This window comes from Clostridium sp. (assembly GCF_036569345.1).
Classification (GTDB): domain Bacteria; phylum Bacillota; class Clostridia; order Clostridiales; family Clostridiaceae; genus Clostridium_AD.
Genome location: NZ_DATCQT010000090.1, coordinates 37,008 through 58,711 on the forward strand (window position 1 = coordinate 37,008; position 21,704 = coordinate 58,711).

18 protein-coding genes and 1 riboswitch are annotated in these 21,704 nt (G+C 30.3%); of the genes, 2 read left to right on the top strand and 16 right to left on the bottom strand.

The annotated features are described in order from the left end of the window. Positions 1 to 109: 109 nt before the first annotated feature. Positions 110 to 1,303, bottom strand: coding sequence for a hypothetical protein (locus VIM70_RS09475; RefSeq protein WP_331945512.1), 1,194 nt, complete (start codon positions 1,301 to 1,303; stop codon positions 110 to 112). A gap of 193 nt (positions 1,304 to 1,496) precedes the next feature. Beyond that, positions 1,497 to 1,580, top strand: a riboswitch (cyclic di-GMP riboswitch). A gap of 93 nt (positions 1,581 to 1,673) precedes the next feature. On the opposite strand from VIM70_RS09475, the gene VIM70_RS09480 reads away from it, so the two are divergent. Further along, the gene (locus VIM70_RS09480) at positions 1,674 to 1,937 is read left to right on the top strand and encodes a hypothetical protein (RefSeq protein ID WP_331945513.1); all 264 of its coding nucleotides are present in this window, start codon (positions 1,674 to 1,676) and stop codon (positions 1,935 to 1,937) included. 10 nt (positions 1,938 to 1,947) lie between these two features. On the opposite strand, the gene VIM70_RS09485 is transcribed toward VIM70_RS09480, so the two are convergent. From VIM70_RS09485 to VIM70_RS09525, 9 genes are all read right to left on the bottom strand, one after another. Continuing rightward, complete coding sequence (locus tag VIM70_RS09485; protein ID WP_331945514.1) at positions 1,948 to 2,619, bottom strand: ABC transporter ATP-binding protein; 672 nt, start codon at positions 2,617 to 2,619, stop codon at positions 1,948 to 1,950. Continuing rightward, positions 2,612 to 3,769: an ABC transporter permease gene (locus VIM70_RS09490; RefSeq protein ID WP_331945515.1), complete on the bottom strand. Its 1,158-nt coding sequence runs from the start codon at positions 3,767 to 3,769 to the stop codon at positions 2,612 to 2,614. The genes VIM70_RS09485 and VIM70_RS09490 overlap by 8 nt, the downstream gene beginning before the upstream one ends. Positions 3,770 to 3,902: 133 nt before the next feature. Beyond that, complete coding sequence (locus tag VIM70_RS09495; RefSeq protein WP_331945516.1) at positions 3,903 to 4,970, bottom strand: acyltransferase; 1,068 nt, start codon at positions 4,968 to 4,970, stop codon at positions 3,903 to 3,905. A gap of 319 nt (positions 4,971 to 5,289) precedes the next feature. Next, positions 5,290 to 5,529, bottom strand: a complete 240-nt coding sequence (locus VIM70_RS09500) for a M domain protein (RefSeq protein WP_331945517.1) — start codon at positions 5,527 to 5,529, stop codon at positions 5,290 to 5,292. A gap of 103 nt (positions 5,530 to 5,632) precedes the next feature. Continuing rightward, positions 5,633 to 7,333 carry a transglutaminase-like domain-containing protein gene (locus VIM70_RS09505; protein WP_331945518.1) on the bottom strand — a complete coding sequence of 567 codons (1,701 nt, stop codon included), beginning with the start codon at positions 7,331 to 7,333 and terminating at the stop codon, positions 5,633 to 5,635. A 206-nt stretch (positions 7,334 to 7,539) separates the two neighbouring features. Further along, on the bottom strand, positions 7,540 to 8,073 hold the full coding sequence (locus tag VIM70_RS09510; RefSeq protein ID WP_331945519.1) for a sigma-70 family RNA polymerase sigma factor: 534 nt from the start codon (positions 8,071 to 8,073) through the stop codon (positions 7,540 to 7,542). Between the two features lie 98 nt (positions 8,074 to 8,171). Then, entirely contained in the window at positions 8,172 to 8,639 is a 468-nt protein-coding gene (locus tag VIM70_RS09515; protein ID WP_331945520.1) for a sigma factor-like helix-turn-helix DNA-binding protein, read from the bottom strand. A gap of 278 nt (positions 8,640 to 8,917) precedes the next feature. Then, entirely contained in the window at positions 8,918 to 9,073 is a 156-nt protein-coding gene (locus tag VIM70_RS09520; RefSeq protein WP_331945521.1) for a hypothetical protein, read from the bottom strand. Positions 9,074 to 9,419: 346 nt separating this feature from the next. After that, positions 9,420 to 13,403 (bottom strand): tetratricopeptide repeat protein, encoded by a 3,984-nt coding sequence (locus VIM70_RS09525; RefSeq protein WP_331945522.1) that lies wholly within the window; start codon positions 13,401 to 13,403, stop codon positions 9,420 to 9,422. A gap of 138 nt (positions 13,404 to 13,541) precedes the next feature. Here VIM70_RS09525 and VIM70_RS09530 point away from each other — a divergent pair, with 138 nt between their 5' ends. Next, entirely contained in the window at positions 13,542 to 14,297 is a 756-nt protein-coding gene (locus VIM70_RS09530) for a YdcF family protein (protein ID WP_331945523.1), read from the top strand. A 61-nt stretch (positions 14,298 to 14,358) separates the two neighbouring features. Here VIM70_RS09530 and VIM70_RS09535 read toward each other — a convergent pair whose 3' ends face one another. The 6 genes from VIM70_RS09535 to VIM70_RS09560 form a co-directional block, all read right to left on the bottom strand. Continuing rightward, positions 14,359 to 15,675, bottom strand: a complete 1,317-nt coding sequence (locus tag VIM70_RS09535; RefSeq protein ID WP_331945524.1) for an ADP-dependent glucokinase/phosphofructokinase — start codon at positions 15,673 to 15,675, stop codon at positions 14,359 to 14,361. A gap of 146 nt (positions 15,676 to 15,821) precedes the next feature. Next, complete coding sequence (locus tag VIM70_RS09540) at positions 15,822 to 16,775, bottom strand: substrate-binding domain-containing protein (RefSeq protein ID WP_331945525.1); 954 nt, start codon at positions 16,773 to 16,775, stop codon at positions 15,822 to 15,824. Positions 16,776 to 16,849: 74 nt separating this feature from the next. Beyond that, positions 16,850 to 17,827: an ABC transporter permease gene (locus VIM70_RS09545; RefSeq protein WP_331945526.1), complete on the bottom strand. Its 978-nt coding sequence runs from the start codon at positions 17,825 to 17,827 to the stop codon at positions 16,850 to 16,852. Further along, positions 17,827 to 19,344 carry a sugar ABC transporter ATP-binding protein gene (locus VIM70_RS09550; RefSeq protein WP_331945527.1) on the bottom strand — a complete coding sequence of 506 codons (1,518 nt, stop codon included), beginning with the start codon at positions 19,342 to 19,344 and terminating at the stop codon, positions 17,827 to 17,829. The genes VIM70_RS09545 and VIM70_RS09550 overlap by 1 nt, the downstream gene beginning before the upstream one ends. 75 nt (positions 19,345 to 19,419) lie before the next feature. Beyond that, complete coding sequence (locus tag VIM70_RS09555) at positions 19,420 to 20,298, bottom strand: MurR/RpiR family transcriptional regulator (RefSeq protein ID WP_414648701.1); 879 nt, start codon at positions 20,296 to 20,298, stop codon at positions 19,420 to 19,422. A 60-nt stretch (positions 20,299 to 20,358) separates the two neighbouring features. After that, positions 20,359 to 21,621 (bottom strand): zinc-binding dehydrogenase, encoded by a 1,263-nt coding sequence (locus VIM70_RS09560; RefSeq protein ID WP_331945529.1) that lies wholly within the window; start codon positions 21,619 to 21,621, stop codon positions 20,359 to 20,361. Positions 21,622 to 21,704 lie beyond the last annotated feature (83 nt).

A 21,704-nucleotide genomic window follows, 5' to 3' on the forward strand; every position in this document is an offset into this window, starting at 1 on the left:
TGCTATGCTGGTCCAAGTTCTCATTTTTCCACAAAATTCGGGCGATGCCTGACTCCCTTCGGGTGACAAAATTCGGGTGGTGCCTGTCACCTTTCTATAATGTCACCTACTATATTCCAAAAATTTGTCTTAATAAAGAAAGATTTCCCGCATCGACATTCACAGCTAATGCATACTTAAATTGATTCTTACTAGCTGAATCCAAAGTACTATAAATAGACCTAACCGACGCTTGATCTCCGGCAGAACTATAGGATGGATTTGATGCCATTTTACCCATACTTGACTGCATTATTGATATAATCTGCTTTCCTTTTGAAGTCTGTACCTGAGAATATGCACCACTTAGATTCGCCTGAGCTTTAGCTAATGCAACCCGCGTAGTCTCATTTTGTTGCTCTGCTATTTTTTCTTTTTCCGCTGCAGCCTTTTGAGCCTTTTCAGCTTCTAACCTGATTTTTTCTAATTCTTTCTTTTTATCACTGTTTGTTGCTTCAGCGATAGCTTTATCAATCTTAGTAATACTATCACCTATAACTATTTTCTTTTCTTCTATTGATTTACCCTTAGCTTTTACTATGATATTTTGAATTTCAGTTAATTTTGCTTTTTCTGCCGTATTCATAAGTACAGAAGCACTTTGTAATTTTTGTTTCAATATCTCTAGTTGTATATCAATCTCTGCCTCATTCATTTTATTAAGCTCTTCAAATGAGGTTTTCATGACCTGCCCTAAAGCTATTCCTAATATTTTATTATTTCTAATTGTAAGACTGCTTATCTTAAAAGGAAATAGACTTGGATTAATTTTAATTGAATTTCCCTCAACAGAAAAGCTATTATTTTTAAGCTTTGAAATTTGAGAAATAACAAATTTTTTAGGTAATGTGATCAAACCAATTTTAAAATAATCAGCATCATATGTAACTTTCCCATTAGAAAAACTTAGTTTTCCCTTGGTGGTCAATAATAAATTAATCTTATTCTCACTTATAGGTGCCTTAATTAAAAGCTCATCATTTAAAATTTCTACATTAACTCCCTTAAGAGTTATATCTCCTTTGGTTATTGCCTTTGCAAAATATAGGTTGCTTAACTCATCTATATTCTTTTGAGTTAGTTCAAATTCTCCACCTTTTGCCTGTATAACTGCAAGTTTACCTATAACCTCTGTAGTAGTCGTTTTATTAATCACCACTCCACCATTATATAAAATGCTGTATGAGAAAATTGCTAGTGCAGCAAATAAAATAATCAGTGCCCATATTAGTTTGTTTTTCTTAAATCCCTTAGTTATAGCCATATTCTCCCCCCAATGTTTTTATATTTATATATTACCATGTATACCAGATTAATTTTAAGCTTTAATTTAGAAAGTTGCAAATAATTTTTTCTTTAAATTTACCATCTGTCGAAATCTAGTGGAAATTAGCACAAAAAATATCTACTATTAAAAGGGATTATTCTATATAATATAGAATAAGTAATATATGAAATATTTTAGGGGAAACGATGAAGTACGTTCTGCATTTGGGCACCTGGAACGTATTGAGTTTATGGTGCAACCCACCCAATCTGTGTAAACAGGTTGGTTTTTTTTATGCTTTTATATGTAACTTAGTAAATAATAATAATATTCATAACTAAAATAATTAAATAGGGGGAGATATAAAATGCTTTTTAATGGGATATTCAAGAAAAAAATATCAATAAAACAAGGTGAGAAACTTCTTACAGAATATTGTAAAGTAAATGGATTTGATGATAAGTCGGAATGGAAAAAAACTAGCCATGCTAAAAATTTCTTTGCTTATCACAAACTATCAAATAAAAGAGTGTCAAATAATTGGGTATCCTATCACCCTAGTAGAGGGAATAATAAATATAGCGTATGGATTGATTTAGTATCCAAGGAAATAAGAGAAGTTTTAAGGTAGGGAACATAACTTAGATAATAATACCATCTTTAATTTCAATTATTCTATCTGTCTGTTTTGCTATTCGCTCGTCATGAGTTATTATTATAAAAGTAGTTCCAAGCTCTTTGTTTATATCTCTAAATAAATTATATATATGTTCGGAGTTCTGAGAATCCAAATTTCCTGTAGGCTCATCTGCCAGTATTATTTTAGGGTTGTTCATAAGTGCTCTTGCAATTGCAACCCTTTGCTGCTCCCCACCTGACAAGTTATATACTTTATTCCTCTTAACCGTTGGAAGTCCCACAAGTTCTAGAAGTTCTTTTGCTTTTTCACGAGTTTTTCTGCCATAGAAAAAATTTCTTATATTTTGTGGCATAAGAACATTCTCAATGGCATTAAACTCTGGCAATAAATAATGAAATTGAAATACAAACCCTATTTCGCGATTTCTAATTGAAGCTAAAGCCCTTCTACTCATTTTGTCTATTCTTTTACCCTCCATTTGCACTTGTCCACTTGTTGGCCTATCAAGCATTCCTATTATATTTAATAAGGTCGTTTTACCGCTTCCTGATGCTCCTATAATAGAATTAAAAGATCCTTTATCAATGGATAGATTTATATTATTTAATACCTGCGTTTTCACTCTTCTTCCGTATATTTTATTGATATTTTTTAATTCTAGAATACTATCCATTTTTTATAACCTCCACAGGTGTTAATTTAAAGGATTTTATAGCTGGGAAAAATGCCGCTGAAGTTGCTGCTATTATATCAATAATACATAATTTGATTATAAAACTATAATTTACTATTATTTTAATTATCGGTGCTCCATCAACTGGTGAAACTATATACCTATTAAAACCTTTTACATATAAATAAGTTAAACCCACACCAAGTATTGTACCAAGTACACCTAGTATAAAAGCTTGAATTAAAAATATAAAGGCGGCAGAGCCATCTTTTATTCCCATAGCCTTTAAAATACCTATCTGCTTGTATTTCTGAACTACACTTATACTCATTATACTTATTATACTTAAAACGGCAGCAATCATTACGCTAACCTGAATTATAAGGCTACATACTTTTTCACCCGTTATTGCACTTACTAAAAGCTTGTTTTGATCTTTCCAATTTTCTATCTTTAAGGTTTTATCATTTAGACCCTTTTTTAGCTTACTTGCAATAATATCTGCGTTATAAGGATCACTTGTAGATAATTCCATAGAGGTTGCAGCATCACCAAAACCCGCTAAATTTTGAGCAGTTTTTAAATCTGTTATAACTAAAATCTTATTAACCTTTATTGTATCTAAATCATAAAATCCTACCACTTTTAGAACCATTTTTCTATTGTCAGCTGTTACTATGTTAATGTTATCTTTTATTTTTAAGCCTAGTTTTTCACTAAGTTCTTTTCCAACCAAAACTTCATTATGATTTTTCACAGCTTTTCCTTTATAGATTTTATCGTTCATATTATATAATGATTCCAAATCTTTAGAAACAAACCCTCTAATTTGTATCGGTTCAGTCATATTTCTAATATTAAGATTTGCACTATACTCAACTACTGGTGAAACTGATATTATTTTACTATCCAGTTTTTTAATTTTAACTTCCTTTTCATGATAATTTTCTATTATATTATTTGTAGGATAGATTGTTATATGAGTTGAATTTCCAACCACTTTATCAAGCAATGAGGTTTCGAGTCCAGTGCTTAGTATCCCAACAAATATTTGCACTGAAATACCGATGGCAATACCTAAAACTATTACAAATGTTTGTATCTTACTGTTTATTAAAAATCTCCAGGCTATCTTTAGTGCTGTAAACATACTATCTAGCCCCCACTTTATTTTTTATTTTGAAACTTTATAACTAGCTTTATAATAGAATACCATATTTTATTAAAAATAGACATTCTGTGGAACCTTATTATGCGACCTTAGTATTATGTTTTTTCACCTTTTAACTGCCAATTATGAACTTTAAAATTTTTGTTTTCTTGATTACATATGAAATCCCCAGCGAACCAAATAAAATAATAATAAACATAGAAGGCACCACTAAAAATGGAGAAATGTTTTTATCTGCAATATACTTTAGCATTATGTAAATCAATGGCGAATGGAAAAGATAAATTGCAAAACTTTCTTTGTCTAAAAACTTGAGGGTTCTGTTACTATTTAAGCTTTTATATTTATAGCTTATTAATGATAAAACAAAGAAGTAAAAAATAGTACCAGAAATATTACTCAATAAGAATATAGAATTTTTAAATAATGTTCCAATTATATTATTATTAGAGGTTTTAAGTGAAACAGCTAAAAATAAAACCTGTAAAACAAATAATATAACAATTAAAACAGTGTTCTTTTTTCCCTTAAATTCACTCACAAAATTTTTCTCATATTTTCTAATAATATAACCCAAATAAAAGAACATAAAATAATGTATTGAACCTGAAATTTGAAATAAATTAGGGAATTTATAACTAATGATATTTGCACATGCTATAATAATAAAACTAGCGGGTACACCAATTTTATTAATTATAGCCTCAAGTAAATAAAAGGCTATAAATATTTCAAATATGGCTAATAAGTACCATAAATGTCCCACGTCTATCCCAGTGAGAATATACTTATAAATTATTTTGATTGCATTATAACCATGATAACCTTTATAATCAATCATCATTCTAATTGGTAATACGTAAATAAGTGCAACACAAATGTATGGCACTAATAACCTCTTTACTTTGTCCAATGAAAACTTACCTAACTTCTTATATTTTCCACACTCCTTCCTACAATAATAATACATATACCCTGAAATAAAAATAAACAGTGGCATTTGGAAAGTGTCAATATAAATCTTTAATGTATTAAAAAAACTTGATTTAACAAGTGGAGTATAAATGCCCCAACTGTACTGATAAACAACCATACTGTGTCCTAAAACAACTATTAAAATAGCAAACGTTCTTAGTAAGGATATGTTATTTAGATATCCCCTTTCTTTTGGAATTTCCATATAGTTCCTCCTTAACTTGATAAGTTTGTGTATTAATAGCAATTATAACATATTTCATTAAAATTCGACTTATTTTTCATTGTATTCATTTTTTAGCGATGCCCTTAAGCTGAATATTTGCTGATAAAGTAGTAATCCACCCAATAAAATGATTCTTAACTACGAAAAACTACTGAATATATGCTCCCATATATTCAGTAGTTTTCATCACTGGCTATCTCCAAGTTTTTTGTCTCTATTTTTTAAATCTCTAAACTTCTCAACCGTAATTCACTTTAAATTTGCATCTAATGTCACATTTTAGGTTTACTAATAAAATTTATTTTACGGCTCTACTTTCATTAATTACATTGCCTATCTTATTAATTGTTCCCTCTGTATGTGCAACTTTAAAAGTAATATTATCAATTTCTGCTTTATGTGTAGTATTACTGTGCTCAATAGCATTTACAACAGAAAATATTTCATCCTGCCTTATTTCCATATTCTTTTGTCTTTCGTCCATAGTATCTAATTTTTTCATCAACATTTCAAACATTTTCTTTGTTTCATTATCCATTCTAAATCACCGCCACTATTTTAATCTTCAAGTACTATAATTGTAACATCTTCAAACTTCTTTATCAATATATACCTAATCTTAAATTAACTTATTAAACATACTAATTAATTTCAAAAGTGAAATAATATCCATTTTTAATGCCTTTGCCATTTATGCTTAGAACTTTCTCACTAATATAAACGACATATTGCTCACCTATTTCAAATTTATTTATTGGAATTATAGTTATTACTGTTCCATTACAATATACGTTAAAATCAATCGAGTTCCCTTTTGAATCTTTCATGGAAATATTATTAGTAGTAACAGTTTTCTCATCAATTGTTTGGTTTAATTTAATGTCCCATTTTTTACTAGTATCTTTAGTTGATAAAAATGGACTATCTGTTAGTGACGGAAATTTACTTCGTGCTATATTATCTTGAATTGATTTTAAAATAGACTCTAATTTAGTTTGCAATGTAGTCTTATCCCCACCACTCTTCAAATCACTTACAACAGCTAAAGCGACCTTGTAATTTCCCATAGTTGGTAATAGATATACCGTAGCTGTAAGGCTAGTAGCATTAACTATTTTTTGATACTCTACCTGTGTTTCATTAGTAATGTCATTTTGTACTAAATCTAATCTAAAAGTTAAAGCTGTTCTATTTTCACCAGTTGGCAAAGCATTTACTAAAACGCTAGCCGAGTCAACATCTACTTGCAATTTAGAGGTTTCTGCTTTAACTACTGCGTTCGTTGCAACTGCTAAATCATCATCTATTACATATAAAGTCGTATGAGAAGTTGTGCTCATAATAGGTGGACTAATTGTTGTACGTTCATAATTTGATGAAATAGTTGCTACGTCATTGTAATCATAGCCAACAGCAATATGCTCTGCTGGGTTAAGAGCTTTACCGAAATAATTCATTAACTCCCCATCTGATACTGCAGCTCCTGAAGAAAATTCTACAGTTGGTTCAGCAATGGTCCATCCGTAGTTAGGAAAGTAAACTTCTGCCCACATATGGAGCAATTGTGTTAAATCAACCGAGGTGCTATCACCAGGTTGCCAATTTCTATATCCACTTACTGTTCTAGAAGGAATTCCACTTGCTCTACACAAAGCAACAAATAACTTAGAATAGTCTTCGCATACACCTTGTTTATAAGTCAATGCACTTAAAGCACCTTTGTTCGCATATTTTGGGTCTAAGTTATATGTCATACTTGTATTAACAAATCTAAATATTGCAAAAGCTTTATCATAAATATTAGTAATGCCATTGGTTAAAATCTTAGCTTTTGCCTGTATTCCTGCATTATTCGTTTCCACACCAGTATCTGCTTTTAAATATTCCGTATAATTAGGTAATCCACTATAATCAGACGTAATTGTAGACTTGTCTATATTATAGTCAATCGTACCTGTTGTAAAAGTTCTTTCAATAGTTATAGAATGTGAAGTGTTGGGTGTTATGCTACTTATTATGTCTGTTAATGTGTAGATACCATTTAAATCTTTAGTTATTGTTCCTTCAGACGCTTTAAAATCACTTACATTTATCATATAAGAAGAAAACAAATCAGTTCCTAATATTATTGTTGCTTTTGTATTTAATAAATTCCCACTATCCCCACTCTTAGTATTACTAATATCATAGGTATTGACCAGATTATACTTTTTTAATAAATCTAATGTCGGATCTGTTGCACCAAACGTTACAGCTGTTATTCCAATAGTCAGGATTAATGTTATCGTTAGCATGAATATCATTTTTAATATTTTTGATACTTTAAATATTTTTTTATTCATTTTTCCATCCCCAATTCTGTTATAGTTAATTTATTTCGATGGTTTTATTTTAGCTATTAATTAAGTCATGAACTTTAATAATATTAGATTTGTCAATATGCTCTACATTGTTATTATTATCGTTGAAAAATTATTATTCTTTATATATATTATTTAAAAAAATATTATTTGAGATGATTAAATCCATAAGAGTATTTACCATAATTCTACATAAGAGCTTTCAGTTTCTCCAGTGCTTTTTTCTTAATTCTTAACAACTGATAGTAGCTTTTATCACTATCACAGGCAACTTCCGAAAGGGGCTTTCCCAAAACATAAAACCCATCTATTATTGTACGCTCTAAGGGATCAAGAGTATCAAGAGCCACATTTAATTTTTTCACTTCCGCATAAGCTATCACTTCATCTTCTAAGGTAAATTCATAATTTCCTGCAGTATCGAAGTCTAACATATCATTGTTTGGGACTTCTCTAAAATGTTTTATTTCCCCTTTCAAAAGGGCTTTGAAATTCAATCTTATAGCATTTATACAATAGCCATTAAAGCTGTTGCTACCTAATTTATACATCGCTATGGCTTTTACAACTGAAAGATAACCATGCTGAATTAAGTCTTCTAGTTCATATCCTGGAATGTGATATCTTGAAGCCTCTTTGATTATTAGATACTTGAATTTTTCTATTATCTCGCCCATAGCACCATTATCTTTAGTTTTAGCCTTTTCAACTAGTTTTTCCATAATATACACCCACCTTTTTAATTTTTAATTGGATATATTCAAAGATAATTTATTAGTGCTTGTCCTAATAACTATCTTTAAATTAATCCCTTCACATATTAGCCAATGAGAGGTGTAGTTTGGTAACCAGATTTATTTAAAAGTTTTCTCAGCTTGTTAAGAACCTTCTTATTCCTTTTAACAATAGCTACATGTGAAACGTTTTCATTTTTTGCGATTTCTCTAACTGTAAGTTTTTTATAGTAAACATTTTTTATGAAATCTTGCTCTTTAGGGTTTAGTTCTACCATAGCCTCCTGTAAAATAATAAGCATTACTTTATCGCATATAATATCTTCTATAGTTTTGTCATCTGTAAAATCTGTTCCATGCTCCATTAACCTATCAATAGAATCCTCTTTACTCGGAATAAAAGTAGTAACCCCACTTTCTTCATTAACATCAATACGTCCAATCTTGATGTCGTTTTCCATATACCTCTCTCGTCTTGCCATTTTGTAATACTCTTTGTATATCTCCTCACTTACCTTTACTAATTCACTACCAATTTTAATAACTTTGTTCATTTTCATATCCTCCTTTGATTGTTTTGAGAGTTTTTTACCTGAGCAGCAAAAAAAAATAGCCAGGCAACAGCTAAAATTAATTAGCTGTTGTCCGGCTATTTGGTCACTCATGGTGCCATTGCTAGTCACTCATGGTGCCTTTGCTCGGTACGTTAATGTATTGTTCTTTCTGTTAACCCTAAAAATTAGATAAAAAAAATAGCCAGATAACTACTTTAAATAAGTAGCTATCCGGCCATTTGGATGTTCACGTGACTCCATTGCTCGGTATAAATGAACTATCTTGTATATGTTTTTTTTATTGAACTTTTCTCTAAGTTAACTTTTGCTATCTTTCTGCAATAGGAACATTTAATAGATATATCCCCATGTGCGTTCTCCTCCTTATCAAATAACCTATGGTCACAAATTGGACATTTTACTTGTTGAATCATGTAATTCCCCCTTTAACATAATTTTAAAATTTATATTTTCATTTTTAAATTTATTTGTATCTCTATTATACAACCGAACATGAGTTCGGTCAATGCAATTTTACTTTAAATCCCATATAAAAAAATAGAAGTTGTTAATTACAAATACCACAAAGGTCACATAATTGTTTGATACTTATTACATATTTGTTTGTTATTATAAATACATAGGAAGTATATAAATTGATTTTTTTTAATTAGAGCCCCCCTTTAATTAAATAGAAATACAAAAAACAAAAATAACTAGCTTAAATTAGCTAGTTATTTTTGGTTGAGAAAACAGATATCTAGACCAGACGACCTAACTCTAACTCAAGGTTGAAGCCGCCTGATCACGGGCAAGGTCTTCAGAAAACTCAGTTTCAATAATATCTTCAGCATAAATAATCATTTCACTTGCCGGTGGCGTAACTATAAAGTTTCTAAGCTCACATACTTCTTCTATAATAGGAGTTATTAGGTCATCGCAATATTTCTCTCTTTCACTACTTGCATATATATCACGAAGTCCTCTATCTGATAAAGTATTGTTTTCTGTTATTCTATCAATAACATATTCTATTTCATCTGTTGCAAGCAGATAATCCTCAGCTATTTCTTGGAATACTTTATTAAATATTTCAAGCATAACATCTCCATCATTCTTTATAAATTCATTCATTGTTATCCCTACAATATTACTACTAGCCATTCCAGCTAAAGATGCGCCCACCATACCTCCAACAAAAGTACCCACTCCTGGTATTGGTAAAATAAATGATCCAATAGCCGCCCCAGCATAAAACCCAGCAGATCCTCCCGCTACTCCTGCTGCAGTTACTGAAACATTTTTACACAACTGCTCTTTTGATATTCTACCAGCAATTAATCTCCCTATATCAGCAGAAGATAGTACAGTAGTTGTAGCTATTGAAGCTACAATATTTGATTTTAACATGTTTTTAGCCATTTTTTCTGTTATCACTTGACTTCCTTTTTTTTGTGTTGCCTTTGTAAGTACATTTCTCACATTACTACCTACTAATTTGTCTGTTACCTCAATGCTATTAATAAATACTGTTTTTGATAATTGTGATGTCATTACTGAAGAACAAAATGCAACTCCAAAGGTTTTTACGCCTGCGTTAAGAGCCCTTTTAGATGCTTCCTCTGCACTTCCTCCACTTAATAAAGAAGTCGCATATGATATTACAATTGTAATCCCCATAGCATTTCGGGCATTTACTATTCCGAGTTTTGAATCAACAATTAAAGAATCAATATTTCCGAATTTAGCTACATTATATGCTTGCTTATAATCAAGTGAACTTGCCTTAACAAGATTTTTACCCTCTTCACCATATAATTCCGTCATCATCCTGATTGCATCATTAACTTTATCTTTTGGCACCTCTAAAATCATAGGTTTACCTGTGTTCTGATCAATATATTTATATTCTCCATTTTGAAGGCAATTAAATTTTAGAGCTGAATAATCTTTGCAAAATTTAGTTTGAATTAATTGACCATTCACTAATCTATCTGCACCATGTATGGCATTATTTGTGCCTAACCATTTTGCATTCTTAAATTTCAATAAATCTGAAACATGGTCCGCATATTCAGCTGCATTACCCTGTCCTTGACTACCAAAGAAAGTACCAAAGTTTTTAGTAATATTAGCAGTACTAGCAATATTGGATGCCTGAGTTCCAAACTTAATAGCTTTGTCTGTTGCTTCAAACTTATTTTTACCTTTTTTAATTTTGCAATTAACAAATTCATATTTTACTAATTCCGGGTAATCATTAATAATTTTATGTAACCCAATTATGTTTTTCTCTGTTGAACTCTTCCATATTAAATCATCTTCTTTTTTATCAAATTCAATAATGGTTTCATCATATATACAATTATTGATAAGCTTAATTTTATTTAAAAACTTTTTAGTGTGATCTTTCCATTCTTTAGAATAATCATCACCCAATTCTGAAGCCTTATCAAAATACTTCTTTGCCTTAGATATATCTTTAGATATCCCTATACCATATTGATACATTAAACCAATATCCCTTAAAGCAGGTACAAACAATTTTTCAGCTGCCTTATTTATATATTCAAAAGCAATCTCATAATTAACTTCCACATAGTAATCTAATGTATGCATTAAACCGAAATAATAATATCCCTCTACTTGCTCTAGATCACATGCTCTTTTAAACAATTTAAATGCTTTTTCATTATTTATCTCTGTATGCTTCCCAAGGAAATACAATTCTCCCAGCTTTGATAATGCTAAATTATAATTTTCCGCGCAAAGTTCATTTAAATATTCTACACCTATAGGTGCTTTATCAATAAATGTATCTATATCAACATATAGCTCTGCTATTAGATATTTGTAATACGAATTACAATCTACTCCATAGTTCAACCAATACGCTGCCTTTTGAAAATTCTGTTCACATCCATAAGCAAATCTATAACAAACCCCAATATTAGTTTTTATACTTATTGGTAGTTTGTCCTCTTGTACACTATCAATAATTAACTTATATTTAGAGAATGCTTCTGTATAATTTACATTTCTATTAATTCCTAGGAAATAAAAATTTGCAATCCAGACCTCAGATTCCACATCACCTAACTTAACACTTTCTTTAAAACATTTTTCAGCAAATGAATAATCCTTTTCACCTGTTTCACCATTATAATAAATTTCTCCAAGGATTCTGTTTGCAACTGCACTCTGTAATGAATTTAATATTTCTATAGATCTATTAATGTCTTTCTTTACATCAATTCCAACTCTATACCTATTAGCAATTTCTATTCCAGCATAAGGATTTCCAATATCAAATTGTTGTTTAATCCACTTTATATCCTTATTTTTTAATTCTTCACCAAATGAATTTAATATTTCTATATAATCATATCTGCAATTCGTTAAGTCATAATTATGAGGATTATTAGCAAAATCTTTGTAGAAAGTAATAATATCCTTAAGTAATAATAGGAGCTTATCTTCATTAAACACATCATTAGATATTTTTAATTTAGTACCATTTTTAAGTGTTAAATATAGATTTTTACCATCACCATTCATATCATCTATATCTGCAAAATATACTGTGACATTTTCACCAAAATCTCTTGAATATATTCCCCAGAAAGTTAATATGCTTCCATTTTTCGCACTACCAAAAAAAGAAGATTCTGCGAATAAATAAGTTTGATCTAAAATAACATTTTTTGCATATATTTTTTTTGCCTTATTAAATTTTTCTTCATCAATATTACTTCTTAAATGCATAACACCTGTAGTTAATGTAGTTTGATATTTTTTGAGTATTCTATCTATATTCCCCTCAAATGTGTTATCTACTTTTTCATATTTATACAAATTATATTTAATATATAACTGTTTTATATAATCAAAAAATTCAATAAAATTTTGTAAAATTTCTTTATTGCTAGATATAAAATCTCCTTTACTAATACTAATTTCCACATCATCTCTAAGCCTTATTTTGCAAACTGTATTTTTGTTAGTTTCAGTGATTTCATTTATTTCTGATGATATATAATCCCTATAGTTTATAATAAACTTGTTATTTGAGTACTTATAAACTATCTTGTCATATTCGAAAATTATTCCCTCCTTGCCACTTCCAAAAACTGAAAGATTCATAAAAGCCAGTACATTCTTTTTATTAGTTTTAGGAGCAAATGCATTTATTGCATTTGCAAGTTTTACACCATTAATCTCATTTGTAAAAGTAGTTCTCTCCTTATCCATTTTAGAAATAATTGATTTAATTTTGCTAAGCTCTTCCTCAAAACATAAGAATTTCAATGCCGCACAACTATCTTCTACTTTTTCAACCTTAGTATTATCTTTCTTTATAATATGGGATATAGAAGATAAAATTTCTTTTAACACATCAATAAAGCCTTCCTCCAAAATATTTTTCATAACTAAAATAGTTCCATCTTTCTTTGTAACCAATATTTCACGTTTATCTCTAGTCTCTATTTTATCTACTTCACTAAAATAAAAGTAATAATTATCTCCGAATTCTCTTGAATAGTAACCATTTTCCGAAATAATTACTCCATTCTTTCCATTACTAAATAATGTAGTATCTACCATTAACAATACATCTTCAAACTCTACATCATTTGCATACAATGCTTGAGCAATATTAAACTTTTTTTTATTAATATCATCACATAGTGATATTTTATAAATTTTACTAATCTTTTCTTTATTAACCTTGAGAATATCTATTATTTTTTGTTTATTACACATAATTGCCCCCAATTTTCCCTAATTTACACATTATATTTTACCATACTTTATCATTTATTTATTAAACAAATTAATATCTTCAATGAACTTCATATAGTATAATAAAATCAACGCCTTAAAATGAGAGGAGAAAGATTGATGTTATATATTATTAAAACCATTGCTAATTTGATTTTACCTCCAGGATGCTTGATCATTTCTCTGGTTATATATATTATTTTATATTACAAAAAAAACAAAGAATTACCTAAACTTATTGTTTTTATAACTTTACTTTTTTACATAATATCAATACCTCTTACCTCAAACTTATTAATGCATTCATTAGAATACAAATATCTACAACCTATTGAATTGGATGGAGACGTTATCGTAGTATTAGGTGGTGGAGCTACTTTAAGTTCTCCTGATTTAAGTGGTAGCGGTAATCTGTCAGGTTCTGCAGCTAATCGATTGCTATTAGCTGCCCGTATGCATATAACAACTGGACTACCAATAATATTTTCAGGTGGCCAAGTATTTAAAACTTCTGGAAATGAAGCTGAAATCGCCAATCGTCAGTTATTAGATTTAGGATTAAGTAAAAATGCTGTGATTATGGAAAATAAAAGTCTCAACACTACTGAAAATGCAAATTTCACTAAAGTAATTTTAACAAAATATAAATACACAAACCCTATATTGTTGACATCAGCTTTCCATATGTACCGGGCAATAATTAATTTTAATAATGCTGGAATAAAAAATCTCCAAATATATCCTTGCGATTTTACTACAAATAAAAAACTATCTATTGGTTTTGATTCCTTTGTACCATCAGGTGCAAGTTTAAGTTCTTCTTCAGTAGCGTTGCATGAATATTTAGGTATAATTCAATTATTAATAAAAAAATAACTAGCTTAATTTAGCTAGTTATTTTTGGTTTTATCTATTTGTTCAATAGCATTACTTAAACTTATTTTAAAGATATAAAACCCGCTACGAATGAATCTCCTAAACCTACAGTACAAACAGGCATACATACTTTTCTACTAGGGGCCACAGCAATTGCTTGAGATTCATTTATTTTGCATATTAAATTTTCATCAATTATTCCTTTTTTAATTAATCCCTCTATTTGTTCAATTCCTTCGGTACTAGCAGGAATTTCTTTTATACAATCCCTCAATTCTTCATATCCGCCAAACCATCCTGTTCTTGCCCTGTTGCATGATACAAGATTTCCCATAAATAGTGAATCTCTTACCTTAATAGGATTATTCCCAGTTATTCCAACAGAGAAATTTTCCGTATGTATAATTAATTCCTTAAAATTTAATTCATTATACGTATATAAGGCCTTTTCTAATAAATCATTAATATTCTTAACATCTACTTGCATATTTCTATTTGCAAGTAAATCCTCAAATTCATTTTCATTCATTCCAATGCAATCAGCAAAATCCAGTACACTAAAAAATATAAGCTCTTTTAATTCCTTATTTTTAGTATCCCCATTTTCGAAATATACAAATATATCATTATTTAATGCTTTTATTTGTTTTATACATTTACTTACATAATCTAATTTTTGCTGTAAATTTTCCTTATTTGATATAATATTAAATCCAGATAACACAATAGCCCTTATACATTTTGCATTTTCTAAGGCAAATTCTAGAAAGTCTTTATTAAATTCTAGATTTTCATCTAAGTGCATTATTAATCTATTAGCACGTGGACATTTTATTTCTTTGTCCTTGTCTCCAACTATTAATGATTCATCAAATTCGAATATAAAATGTTCGTAAGGAGTTTTTTCATAATTGCACTTATCCAACTTTAGTATTTTGTTACCACTTGGTAAATATATATTCTCTCCAAAAAGAAGTGCTTTTAGTTTTTCCGACATATAGGTGCTGTGAAGTATTACTTTATTATTTAGCATACTTAGTGCATTACATATTTGGGCTCCTGTTCCCCCTATCTTAAATTCCCACGGAAATTCATTTTTCATCCACTCACAAATTTCATTGTTTTCCACTAATAATTCTCCACCTCGTCCAGTACTTATATAACTGTACAAAGCACTGTAAAAGTCATTTTTATCTTTTATTACTGTTTCCTCATTAAACCTTGTATATAGGCATTTATCCTTTATATGTTCTTTGTTCAAATGTGTTACATAATCTATATTTGTAGCAAGCCCTGTCATAATATATTTGTTTTCATAAGTTTTAGACTTATTTTTACTTTCACTTAAAGCGCTAGTATAAAAGCAATCAACATCCACAATAAATCCTCCCGCCTTTTATTCACATCATACTCAATCTCTACCTGCTATATTTATTAAATATAAATATTTTAATACTTTTCTAGTTTTATCTTACAAGAAATACTTAGAAGCTACTTCTTGTAAGATGTTTAAATGTGTTTACCCTATTTCTTGAAATTTGCTAAATTAGCCTTTGTTACAAGTTGGAATGGTATAAAATATTTTTTTTGTACGGTCTTTCCACTAGCTACCAGATTCGCTATCTCTATAGCTTTAGCCCCTTGTCCCTTTGCATCTTGAAAAACAGTTGCTATGAATTTTCCATCTTCTACAGCTTTTAACGCATCCGGAATTGCATCTATGCCTATGACTTTAATCTTATCTTTTTTACCTGCTGCTTCAATAGCATTGTATGCCCCTATGCCCATTTCATCGTTTTGTGCTACAACACAATTAATATCTAGCTTTGCTTGAATCCAATTTTCCATTAATGCCATGCCTTGAGCTCTATCCCAATTAGCTGATTGCTCTGCCAATAATTTTATATTTGGGTTTTTAGCAAGTATTTGTTTAATCCCTTGTGTTCTTTGTACTTCAGCAGAGTTTCCCATTGGTCCATGCATTATTACTATGTTACCTTTACCTTTTAATAAATCAGCAGCATATTTCATTTCTATAGTTCCTGCTTCTACATCATTTGATCCAACATATGCCGTTGCCTTGTCAATGTTTGAAACTAGTGAATTAACTATAATAATTGGAATATTAGCTGCAACTGCCTTGTCGACTACTGGAGCACAAGCATTGGAATCTGTAGGAGCCATAACTATTGCGTCAACTTTCTGAGAAATCAAGCTTTCTGCTTGAGATATTTGTTTTGCTGCATCCCCCTGGCCGTCCAACCCAACGAACTCTACTCCTAACTCCTTTGCTTTTGCTTCAGCTGCACTTTTCATGTAAACCTGGAATTCATTACTTAAATTAGTGTTAATAAAACCTATCTTAATCTTTTTATTGTTACTCCCAGAGGTTGCAGTACTCTGTTTTCCACATCCTGTCAACGGCGCAAGCACCAACAATAAAGCTAGAAGTGTACCGATAACTCTTTTTTTATTCATAATATTTCCCCCTTAATTTACTCAAATTTGAGTATCTTTTATTAATTGAATTAGGAATAAGTATTTACTCCTAATTAATTTTTTGAATTATTTTTCTTATCAAAATATACTGCCCCCACTATTATGACGCCTTTAACAATTTGTTGGTAATACGATGGCACATTTAACAAATCTAATCCATTATTCATAACTCCTATAATTAAAGCACCTATAACAGTACCTTTGATTGATCCTTTACCACCACTTAAACTCGTGCCACCTATAACTACAGCCGCAATAGCATCTAATTCATACCCTTGTCCTGCAACAACTGTACCAGCCATAACTCTTGAGGATAGTATAACTCCTGCTAATCCAGTTAAAGTTCCTGCTAATCCATATACTAAAATTTTAATTTTATTTATATTTAAACCTGATACCTCGGCTGAAACTTCATTCCCACCAATTGCATAAACATGACGACCAAACCTTGTATATTTCAGTATAAAGTTTGCTAAAACTATTACTACTATAAGAATTATTACCGGTATCGGTATACCTATTATATATCCGCCACCAATATTATTATAAGAAGTACTTAAGTCAATTACAGGCCTTCCAGACTTATACACTAATGTAAGCCCTCTTGCTGTGGTCAGCATACCTAATGTAACTATGAAAGGAGCAACCTTGCCTTTTGCTATTATGAAGCCATTAGCTAGACCACATAATAGCCCTATTCCAACTCCAATAATTATTGAAACAATTAACGGATATTGCCCTGGATGTGCGAAATCACAAGCCACTATTGAAGAAAATGCCAAAACCGAACCCGGTGAAAGATCAATTCCACCAGTAATAATTATAAAAGTCATTCCTACAGCTATTATTCCATTTATTGAAATTTGTCTTAATATATTCATAACATTGTCAACTGTCAAGAAGTTTTCATTAGCTAAAGTAAGTATTATACATAGCAATATAAAAACTATATATATTCCATATTCCAATAGATATCCCTTTACATTATCAATAAAACTAACTGTTTCCTTTTTATCTAAAACCGCTTTCATTAAACAACTTCCCCCTTTTTATGACCAGCTGCACAAGCCATTATTTTCTCTTGACTAATTTCATCTCTCCTAAATTCACCGGTAATTTCACCTTCATATAGAACTATGACCCTATCACTCATTCCAATTACTTCAGGCATTTCTGAAGAAATCATTATTATTGCTTTTCCTTCACTTGCTAATTGACTCATTATACTGTAAATTTCAGATTTAGCTCCTATATCTATCCCTCTTGTTGGTTCATCAAGGATTATTACATCGGGGTTACCAGAAATCCACTTTGCCATCACAACTTTTTGTTGATTACCCCCACTTAAATTATTTACACTTTGATTCAATGAATGAGTTTTAATATTAAACCTCTTAACTAAATCCTTAGCAACTTCCTTCTCTTTTGAACCATCTATTATGTTATTCCATAGACAATACTTCTTAAGATTAACCAATGTTATATTTTCTTTAACGCTAAATTTTAAATTTAACCCTTTCAAGCTTCTATCTTCAGAAACAAAAGCAAGTCCTAACTTTATTGCATCCCTCGGCTTATTAATAACTACTGATTTACCTTTAAGAAGTATCTCTCCCGAATCAGCCTTATTGACACCAAATATAGCTTCTACTATTTCGGTTCTGCCAGCTCCCATAAGTCCAGCAATGCCCAAAATTTCTCCCTTTTGAACTTTAAAATTAATATTTTTAAATTTAGCTTCTTTACTAAAATTTTTGACTTCTAATGCAACTTCACCTACTTTAGTACTTTTTTTCATAAAGACATCCTTTAATTCTCTTCCTACCATAAGTGATATTAATTTTTGATTATTAAGTTCTCCGGCAGTGCTTGTTTCAATATGCTTACCATCTCTTAGTACTGTGATATAATCTGAAATTTTAAAGATCTCTTCCATTTTATGAGAAATATATATTATACTCTTGCCTTTCTTTTTCAGCTCATTAATTAGTATGAAAAGCTTTTCAGTTTCCCTGGCGGTGATTGCAGAGGTAGGCTCATCCATAATAATTATATTTGAATTAAATGATATTGCTTTTGCAATTTCCACCATTTGCGCTTCTGCCACACTTAACTTTGAAAGTTTAATATTAGGATTCATCTTAACACCAATAGTATTTAGATAATAAATTGTTTGTTCTTTAATTTCCTTGTTGTTTATGATTTGAAAATGTTTTGTAGGCTCGCGACCAATAAACATATTTTCTGCAATAGTCATTTCTGGAATGAAATTTAGTTCTTGATGAATCATTGATATCCCATTTTTAAGTGCTTCTTTTGTATTGTTAATAATCACCTTATCCCCATTTAAAATGATTTCTCCACCATCCGGTTTATACATACCATTTAATATTTTCATTAATGTTGACTTGCCTGCTCCATTTTCCCCCATTAGAGTATGTACAGAGCCCTTTTTCACTTTAATTGTTACATTATCTAGCACTTTAGCTCCTGAAAAAACTTTAGTTATATTGTTCATTTCCAAGACATATTCAGTTTCATTAATCATATTCCCACCCCCCCATTTAATTTTAACCTCTTAATTATTATTTGATTCCAAACTAATGTAAATTAAATTGTTTCCTTAAACTTTATCATCGGCCATAGATTCTTCATGCTCACTAATCCAACTATAAGCATCCCGTTTTTCTACAGCCAATAATAAAAATAGAGTTTCTATAACAACCATAGAAGGTATTCTTGTAAAACTGAATTCATCGAAGAATAATTTTTCTCTTACTGCTGTATTTATTTGATATTTACATTTATTGGCCAATGGAGACTTTTCATGACTAGTAATACAAATTGTAGTGGCCTGTTTCCCATTTGCAACATCAATTAAAGTTAATAGCCTCTTCGAAGAACCTGAATTAGATACCGCAATTACAACATCTTTTTCAGTTAAGGTATATACAAAAGCAAGTTGATTTTCCCATATGGTACTTGATACAGATGCTATACCTATCTGATTGAATTTATATGCTCCATCTAAAGTTATAGGTATGGAATTTCCTAATGCTGCAAACTGAACTATTCTAGCATTCTTAATTGCATCTAATATTTTTTTTAGTGTATCTTCATTCATCATTGATATAGTTTGCCTTAGCTCTTCAATTTTGTTGGCCAATATATTCTGAAGAGACTGTCCTATGTTATTTATATCCAAATCATTAGATATATTTTTGTCTTCTGAATTTACAATCTCCTTAGCAAGTTGTATTTTCATGTGATGAAATCCCTTGAAGTCACTTTTTTTGCAAAACCTTATTATTGTAGCCTCGCTAACGTTACTTTGGAAGGACAGCTCAGAAACTGTCATATCTATAACCTTTTCTTGATTATTTAAAACATAATCAGCAACTTTTTTTTCTGCTTCGAATAGATTTTCATAAATTACTAAAATTTGATGTAATGCACTTTTCCCATTATTTTTCAATTCCAATAGCCCCTTAATTTTCGTCATTAGATAGTTTTATTATTACATTGAGTCATATGATTAAATAGTAACTCAATATTTTCTTATTTACACCTCTGGAGCATACTTAATCAAATAGTCTTCTGCTTCTGCATTCCATAGTCCATCATGTTTCTCTACTATTTTACCCAGCTCCTTAAGTAAATCATTATCACTAGCATTTTTCATATCATTAATTGCTGTTAACTTTAGGCATTTGTGAGTATACACTATCTTCTTACCACCTTCTATGTTAGGAAGGCTTAATGTAATTTTAACTGCATCATCCAGGCCAAGAATATGTGTTGCAATCTTTGCAACATTAATCTTCTTACCTTCAATCAATCTTAGCGCTTGTCTCATGTCATCTGTATTTCCTCCACTGGTACCAACTACATGGATTGCATTATAATGAACATTATAGAAATTAAATTCAGCTGAGAAATTCTTATCCTGTGGACCAGCAAAGAAATTTAAACAACCATCATATGCTAAAATAGATGTTCCTGATTCAACTAATGATTTTACTGGAGCGAGAATAAATACATCGTCAAATCCTTTGTCCCCTTCAGTTAGCCCTCGCAAATAACCTGCATCATCACTCAGACCTTTAGTATTAACGTACTTAAGTGTAATTCCTTGTTTCTTTGCCTCTTGTTCTGTATATAATTCACGTGCGAAATCTATCTTTTGTTGTGTACGTCCTGTAACTACAAGAAGCTTAGGCCTTTTAGGACCGTGTAGCGCAAAATCTATAGCTAAAAATCCCATTGGTCCGGTTGCTCCCAATAAAGCCAAGTTTCCACCTTCACGTATACCCATTTCATGTTCATATCCACCACCAGATACCATATGATAGTTCGCATTAAATGCTCCTATGACACAAGACATTGGTTCTACTAAGGAGCCTTCAAAATATGACTCACCACTATAGGCTAGCAAACAATCCTTTTCCATAACAACGTTTGGAATTAAGATTATAGTGGCATCTCCTCCTATATAATTATAGGAATACCCAGGAGCTAATCCTCCTTCTAAACCTAAATTTGGTTGAATTACAAATTTATCTCCTTCTTTATATTTTTCTCTCCACTTGTTACCAACCTTTAGGATTTTCCCACAAAACTCATGTCCAACGATTACTGGATTTTCCCATACATCGTCCGGTACCTTTTTATGATTTTCTCCTTGCACTGTAGCTTTATAACTTGACATACATAAACTATCACTCACTATTTCCGCAATTATTTCATCATCTTTCATTTCAGGCAATTCAAATTCCTCTAATCTCAAATCTTTTTTTCCATATAATCTTAACGCTTTAGTTTTCAAGTTAAATCCACTTCCTTCATTAATTGTCTTTTATAACTCACACTCAACCCATAACTTTATGGAAAACTCACCTCATGTAACCC

Bases quoted from the DNA above. Each gene is read 5' to 3' on its own strand.
- VIM70_RS09510 (WP_331945519.1), bottom strand. From the start codon at position 8,073: ATGGAAAAACTAGTTGAAAAGGCTAAAACTAAAGATAATGGTGCTATG.
- VIM70_RS09500 (WP_331945517.1), bottom strand. From the start codon at position 5,529: ATGGATAATGAAACAAAGAAAATGTTTGAAATGTTGATGAAAAAATTA.
- VIM70_RS09475 (WP_331945512.1), bottom strand. From the start codon at position 1,303: ATGGCTATAACTAAGGGATTTAAGAAAAACAAACTAATATGGGCACTG.
- VIM70_RS09480 (WP_331945513.1), top strand. From the start codon at position 1,674: ATGCTTTTTAATGGGATATTCAAGAAAAAAATATCAATAAAACAAGGT.
- VIM70_RS09505 (WP_331945518.1), bottom strand. From the start codon at position 7,333: ATGAATAAAAAAATATTTAAAGTATCAAAAATATTAAAAATGATATTC.
- VIM70_RS09495 (WP_331945516.1), bottom strand. From the start codon at position 4,970: ATGGAAATTCCAAAAGAAAGGGGATATCTAAATAACATATCCTTACTA.
- VIM70_RS09550 (WP_331945527.1), bottom strand. From the start codon at position 19,344: ATGATTAATGAAACTGAATATGTCTTGGAAATGAACAATATAACTAAA.
- VIM70_RS09525 (WP_331945522.1), bottom strand. From the start codon at position 13,403: ATGTGTAATAAACAAAAAATAATAGATATTCTCAAGGTTAATAAAGAA.
- VIM70_RS09485 (WP_331945514.1), bottom strand. From the start codon at position 2,619: ATGGATAGTATTCTAGAATTAAAAAATATCAATAAAATATACGGAAGA.
- VIM70_RS09515 (WP_331945520.1), bottom strand. From the start codon at position 8,639: ATGAACAAAGTTATTAAAATTGGTAGTGAATTAGTAAAGGTAAGTGAG.
- VIM70_RS09490 (WP_331945515.1), bottom strand. From the start codon at position 3,769: ATGTTTACAGCACTAAAGATAGCCTGGAGATTTTTAATAAACAGTAAG.
- VIM70_RS09520 (WP_331945521.1), bottom strand. From the start codon at position 9,073: ATGATTCAACAAGTAAAATGTCCAATTTGTGACCATAGGTTATTTGAT.
- VIM70_RS09530 (WP_331945523.1), top strand. From the start codon at position 13,542: ATGTTATATATTATTAAAACCATTGCTAATTTGATTTTACCTCCAGGA.
- VIM70_RS09555 (WP_414648701.1), bottom strand. From the start codon at position 20,298: ATGACGAAAATTAAGGGGCTATTGGAATTGAAAAATAATGGGAAAAGT.
- VIM70_RS09545 (WP_331945526.1), bottom strand. From the start codon at position 17,827: ATGAAAGCGGTTTTAGATAAAAAGGAAACAGTTAGTTTTATTGATAAT.
- VIM70_RS09540 (WP_331945525.1), bottom strand. From the start codon at position 16,775: ATGAATAAAAAAAGAGTTATCGGTACACTTCTAGCTTTATTGTTGGTG.